Source organism: Streptomyces sp. 13-12-16, assembly GCF_002114215.1.
GTDB lineage: Bacteria > Actinomycetota > Actinomycetes > Streptomycetales > Streptomycetaceae > Streptomyces.
In genome coordinates this window covers 1-4423 of sequence record NZ_NCTE01000724.1, presented here as the reverse complement: position 1 = coordinate 4423, position 4423 = coordinate 1, and the positions used below count along the sequence as shown (strand labels likewise).

The 4423-nt window shown below is 71.9% G+C and carries 6 protein-coding genes and 1 pseudogene; 2 read left to right on the top strand and 5 right to left on the bottom strand.

Going from position 1 to position 4423, the window contains the following annotated elements; genetic code table 11:
• Together B7767_RS27190 and sigE are read right to left on the bottom strand one after the other, a co-directional pair.
• The coding region (locus B7767_RS27190; protein WP_179167300.1) for an anti-sigma factor at nucleotides 1-526 on the bottom strand (526 nt) is incomplete at its 3' end.
• Nucleotides 523-1182, bottom strand: coding sequence for an RNA polymerase sigma factor SigE (sigE, locus tag B7767_RS27185; RefSeq protein ID WP_085574487.1), 660 nt, complete (start codon nucleotides 1180-1182; stop codon nucleotides 523-525). The genes sigE and B7767_RS27190, both read right to left, overlap by 4 nt.
• 276 nt (nucleotides 1183-1458) lie before the next feature.
• Between sigE and B7767_RS27180 the strand changes: the two genes are divergently transcribed.
• Nucleotides 1459-2157, top strand: a complete 699-nt coding sequence (locus tag B7767_RS27180; protein ID WP_085574486.1) for an O-methyltransferase — start codon at nucleotides 1459-1461, stop codon at nucleotides 2155-2157.
• Between the two features lie 102 nt (nucleotides 2158-2259).
• Here the strand turns inward: B7767_RS27180 and B7767_RS27175 are convergent, their stop codons facing one another.
• Nucleotides 2260-2427 carry a DUF3117 domain-containing protein gene (locus tag B7767_RS27175; protein WP_003966491.1) on the bottom strand — a complete coding sequence of 56 codons (168 nt, stop codon included), beginning with the start codon at nucleotides 2425-2427 and terminating at the stop codon, nucleotides 2260-2262.
• Nucleotides 2428-2806: 379 nt separating this feature from the next.
• Here B7767_RS27175 and B7767_RS27170 point away from each other — a divergent pair, with 379 nt between their 5' ends.
• Nucleotides 2807-3610, top strand: a complete 804-nt coding sequence (locus tag B7767_RS27170) for an enoyl-CoA hydratase/isomerase family protein (RefSeq protein ID WP_085574485.1) — start codon at nucleotides 2807-2809, stop codon at nucleotides 3608-3610.
• A gap of 34 nt (nucleotides 3611-3644) precedes the next feature.
• On the opposite strand, the gene B7767_RS27165 is transcribed toward B7767_RS27170, so the two are convergent.
• Nucleotides 3645-4292 carry a DNA-3-methyladenine glycosylase I gene (locus tag B7767_RS27165; RefSeq protein WP_085574484.1) on the bottom strand — a complete coding sequence of 216 codons (648 nt, stop codon included), beginning with the start codon at nucleotides 4290-4292 and terminating at the stop codon, nucleotides 3645-3647.
• Nucleotides 4289-4423 (bottom strand): annotated as a pseudogene (locus B7767_RS48365) (DivIVA domain protein); the annotation flags it as partial. The gene B7767_RS27165 and the pseudogene B7767_RS48365, both read right to left, overlap by 4 nt.

Genomic DNA, 4423 nt, shown 5'->3' with positions numbered 1-4423 from the left:
CGATCGCGGCCAGCGACACCGCCCCGGCGGCGACGAACGCGAACCGCAGCCCGCGGGAGGACGGCCGGTCGGTCTCGTGGCGGCTGACGTCGTGGACGGCGAAGCCCCGGCCGCCCGCGGCGTCCGGCAGCGCGGGCCCGTGCCGCCGGACGGGCTCGTAGGCGAACTCGAAGTGCTCGTCCCGCCGGGTCCCGAAGACCCCGGAGCCCCCGCCGAACCGCCCCGACGTACCACCCGGCAGCCCTCCGCCGCCCAGCGGTGAGCCGGGGTCGCCCCCGGCCGGCAGCCCCTGGAGACGGGCCAGGAAGCTCTCGGAGGGCGGTGGGGGTGCCGCCTGCGCGAACACGTTCTTCAGACGGCGCTGCGCGTCCACCTCCGCCTTGCACTTCGCGCAGGTGGCGACGTGCGCCAGTACGCGCTCACGCGCGTCATGACCGAGCTCTCCGTCCACCAGGGCGGAGAGTCGGTCTCCCAGGTGCTGCTCTGCGAGGTGTCCCTCGGAAGACTTCGGCAGTGAACCGCTCACGCGCTCGCGCCCCCTCCTCCCAGTGCGGGAACACGCGGCACGAAGGAGCGGCGCTCCGCGCGCGCCTTGGGCGAGCGGTGCGCGAGGGCCTTGCGCAGCTGGGAACGGCCGCGGTGGATCCGGGACCGGACGGTGCCGAGCTTGACGCCCAGGGTGGCCGCGATCTCCTCGTACGACAGTCCCTCGATGTCGCACAGGACGACGGCGGCGCGGAACTCGGGGGCGAGGGTGTCGAGGGCCTGCTGGACGTCCGCGTCGAAGTGGGCGTCGTTGAACACCTGCTGCGGCGTGGGCTCCTTGCTGGGCAGCCGCTCGGCCGCGTCGTCGCCCAGCGCGTCGAAGCGGATGCGCTGCTTGCGGCGGACCATGTCCAGGAAGAGGTTGGTGGTGATGCGGTGCAGCCAGCCCTCGAAGGTGCCCGGCGTGTACGTCGACAGGGAGCGGAAGACACGGACGAAGACCTCCTGGGTGAGGTCCTCGGCGTCGTGCTGGTTGCCGGTGAGGCGGTAGGCGAGCCGGTAGACCCGGCCGCTGTGCATGCTGACGATCTCCTCCCAGGTGGGCGGAGTCCACGCCTGCCCGTCCGCGTCGGTGGAGAAAGTCGCGGTCTGGGCCGGGTCGCCGGCGCGGTGATGGTCAGCAGCGGTGTTGTTCACGGATTTCGGCCTGCCCGCCGATCCGAGGAAGCGCCGCAGCACTCCTGCGCGATCCACAGGCGCAGCCGCACCTCCCCTATCGGCTCTGGTGGTGTCCAGTGGAGCCCCTACCATAGCCACCTCGCCCGTTAGCTCCGGATAAGCGGTTTTACGAGAATTTGATCTGGGCTGCCACGGCTCGTACGGCTGCGTCAGCACTTGCTCGGCGTCCTCGTCCACTGCCTGCCCCCCGTCACGGCACACGCCACTTGCTCATCCCTTTAAACGACCGGTCCCATCTGCGGGTTCCCGACGCCAACGGATACAGTCACGCCGAGGCTTCCACGGGGACAGGAGAGGGTCATTACCGCCAACCGGCAGACGAGCTGGGCGTTCTCCGACGCCTATGTCGCCGAGGACGAAGCGCTGCACTGGGCCCGTGACCGGGCCCGTGACGCGGGGCTGCGCTCGGTGTCGCCCGGCACGGGCGCGGCGCTGCGGTTGCTCGCCGCCAGCGTGGACGCCAAGGCGGTCGCGGAGATCGGCACCGGCTGCGGGGTCTCCGGGATCCACCTGCTGCACGGGATGCGGCCGGACGGGGTGCTGACCACGGTCGACCAGGAGCCGGAGCACCAGCAGTCCGCCCGCCAGGCGTTCCGTGACGCCGGCTTCGCCGGGAACAGGGCCCGCTTCATCCCGGGCCGCGCGCTGGACGTCCTGCCCCGTCTCGCGGACGCCGGTTACGACCTGGTCTTCTGCGACGGCGACCGGCAGGAGTACCAGGACTATCTCGCCGAATCGTTGCGCCTGCTGCGCCCGGGAGGCCTGGTCGCCTTCGAAGGGCTCTTCGCGAACGGACGCACGGTGGACTCCGGACCGCAGCCCACGGAGGTGCTGCGGCTGCGGGAGCTGGTGCGTACCGTACGCGAGAGCACGGAACTGGTGTCGTCGCTGCTGCCGGTGGGGGACGGGCTGCTCTGCGCCGTCAAGCGGTGACCGGCGGACCCGGTCCGCGCACCCTTGTGCCCGTACGCGAAACAGCCGCCCCGGCACCGCGTGCGGCGCCGGGGCGGCTGAAAGGGTATGGTCGCTTGCGCGTCAGCCGACGACCTTCTTGAGGGCGTCGCCGAGCGCGTCGGCCTCGTCCGGGGTCAGCTCGACGACGAGCCGACCGCCGCCTTCGAGCGGAACGCGCATGACGATGCCCCGCCCCTCCTTGGTCACCTCGAGCGGGCCATCACCCGTCCGCGGCTTCATGGCCGCCATGCTCGTTCCCCTTCCTGAAACCCAGCTAAACCGTCTGAGCCGACGGCCCACTGAAGGGCACCTGCGGTCCTTGAAGCAGGACACACGCCACCGGCATCGAACACATTGCTTCCAGGCCATTATCCCGCATGGCAGGACCCGATGACCAACATCGGTCGGCATCGCTTGGGCAACGCGCGCGAGCAAAACCACTCAATTCGGCGATGTGACTGCGATACTGCGCCACCGCACACACGTCCGCCGATCGGAAACGGACGGGGATTGTTTGACGCAGGTCACACGTCGGCCGTCCGCCACGGCCGGTGATCTCCGTCATGCTGTCCTGCAGACGGGGCCTACCGGCCGGTAGGTCCCGAGCCGCCACACGGAGGGATACGCCATGGCCGACACCGTGCTCTACGAGGTGAGCGACGGACTCGCGACGATCACGCTCAACCGCCCGGAGGCGATGAACGCGCTGAACGTCGCGGCGAAGGTCGCCCTCCGGGACGCGGTCCGGTCCGCCGCGGACGACGGCGCCGTACGCGCCGTGCTGCTGACCGCGGCCGGGGACAGGGCGTTCTGCGTCGGGCAGGACCTCAAGGAGCACATCGGGCTGCTGATCGAGGACCGGGAGACCGGTTCGGGGCAGACGATGAGCACGGTGCGCGAGCACTACAACCCGATCGTGAAGGCGATCGCCGGGGCCGCGAAGCCGGTGGTCGCGGCGGTGAACGGGGTCGCGGCGGGCGCCGGCTTCGGCTTCGCGCTGGCCGCGGACTACCGGATCGTCGCGGACACGGCGGCGTTCAACACCTCGTTCGCCGGGGTCGCGCTGACCGCGGACTCCGGGATCTCCTGGACGCTGCCGCGCGTGATCGGCCCCGGGCGCGCCACCGATCTGCTGCTCTTCCCGCGCAGCGTCTCCGCGCAGGAGGCGTACGAGCTGGGCATCGCCAACCGGCTGGTCCCGGCGGCGGAGTTGCGCGCGGAGGCGGAGAAGGTGGCGCGGGCGCTGGCCGAGGGGCCGACGGTGGCGTACGCGGCGCTGAAGGAGTCCGTGGCGTACGGGCTGAGCCACTCGTTGGAGGAGGCCCTGGAGAAGGAGGACGAGCTCCAGACCCGGGCGGGTTCCTCGGAGGACCACGCGATCGCGGTGCGGGCGTTCGTGAACAAGGAGAAGCCTCGGTACCTGGGCCGGTGAGCTCGGGACTGCAGCGCCGTCGGGGGCTGCGGGTTCAGCGTGGTTGATCGCGCCCCGCGGCGGAGCCGCTGATCGGCAGGGCCCCGCGCCCCTTCGGGGCGCTTCTCGCCACGCACGTCTCCAGGTGGTCGTCGACCAGCCCGCAGGCCTGCATCAGGGCGTACGCCGTGGTCGGGCCGACGAAGCGCAGGCCCCGTTTCTTCAGGGCCTTGGACAGGGCCGTCGACTCCGGGGTCACCGCGGGGACGTCGGCGAGGGTCCTCGGTGCCGGGCGGCCGGCCGGGTCGGGGGCGTGGGACCAGATCAGGGCGTCCAGGTCGCCGGGCGCCCATCCGGCCAGCTCGCGCGCGTTGGCGAGCGTCGCGTCGATCTTGGCGCGGTTGCGGATGATGCCCGTGTCGGCCAGCAGGCGCTCGCGGTCGGTGTCGGTGAACTCCGCGACCGTGGCGATCTTGAAATCGGCGAAGGCGGCACGGAAGCCGGGGCGGCGCCGCAGGATGGTGATCCAGGACAGGCCCGACTGGAACGCCTCCAGGCTGAGGCGCTCGAAGAGGGCGTCGTCGCCGTGGACCGGGCGGCCCCACTCCTCGTCGTGGTACGTCACGTAGTCCGCGGTGGACAGTGCCCAGGGGCAGCGCGGGCGGCCGTCCGGGCCCGTGGGAGCGGCTGCTCCGTCGCTCACGGCTGCTCGTCCTCGCGGTGCGGGGCCGGCTTGTCCATGGAGACGCGGGCCGCGGCGGCGCGGGCGCCGGCCAGCGCGGACTCCAGGTCGGCGATCCGGTCGTCGCGCTCGGCGAGCTCCGCGCCGAGGCG

Excerpts from the sequence above, each read along its gene's own strand:
- B7767_RS27170 (WP_085574485.1), top strand. The coding sequence starts at position 2,807 with ATGGCCGACACCGTGCTCTACGAGGTGAGCGACGGACTCGCGACGATC.
- B7767_RS27175 (WP_003966491.1), bottom strand. The coding sequence starts at position 2,427 with ATGGCGGCCATGAAGCCGCGGACGGGTGATGGCCCGCTCGAGGTGACC.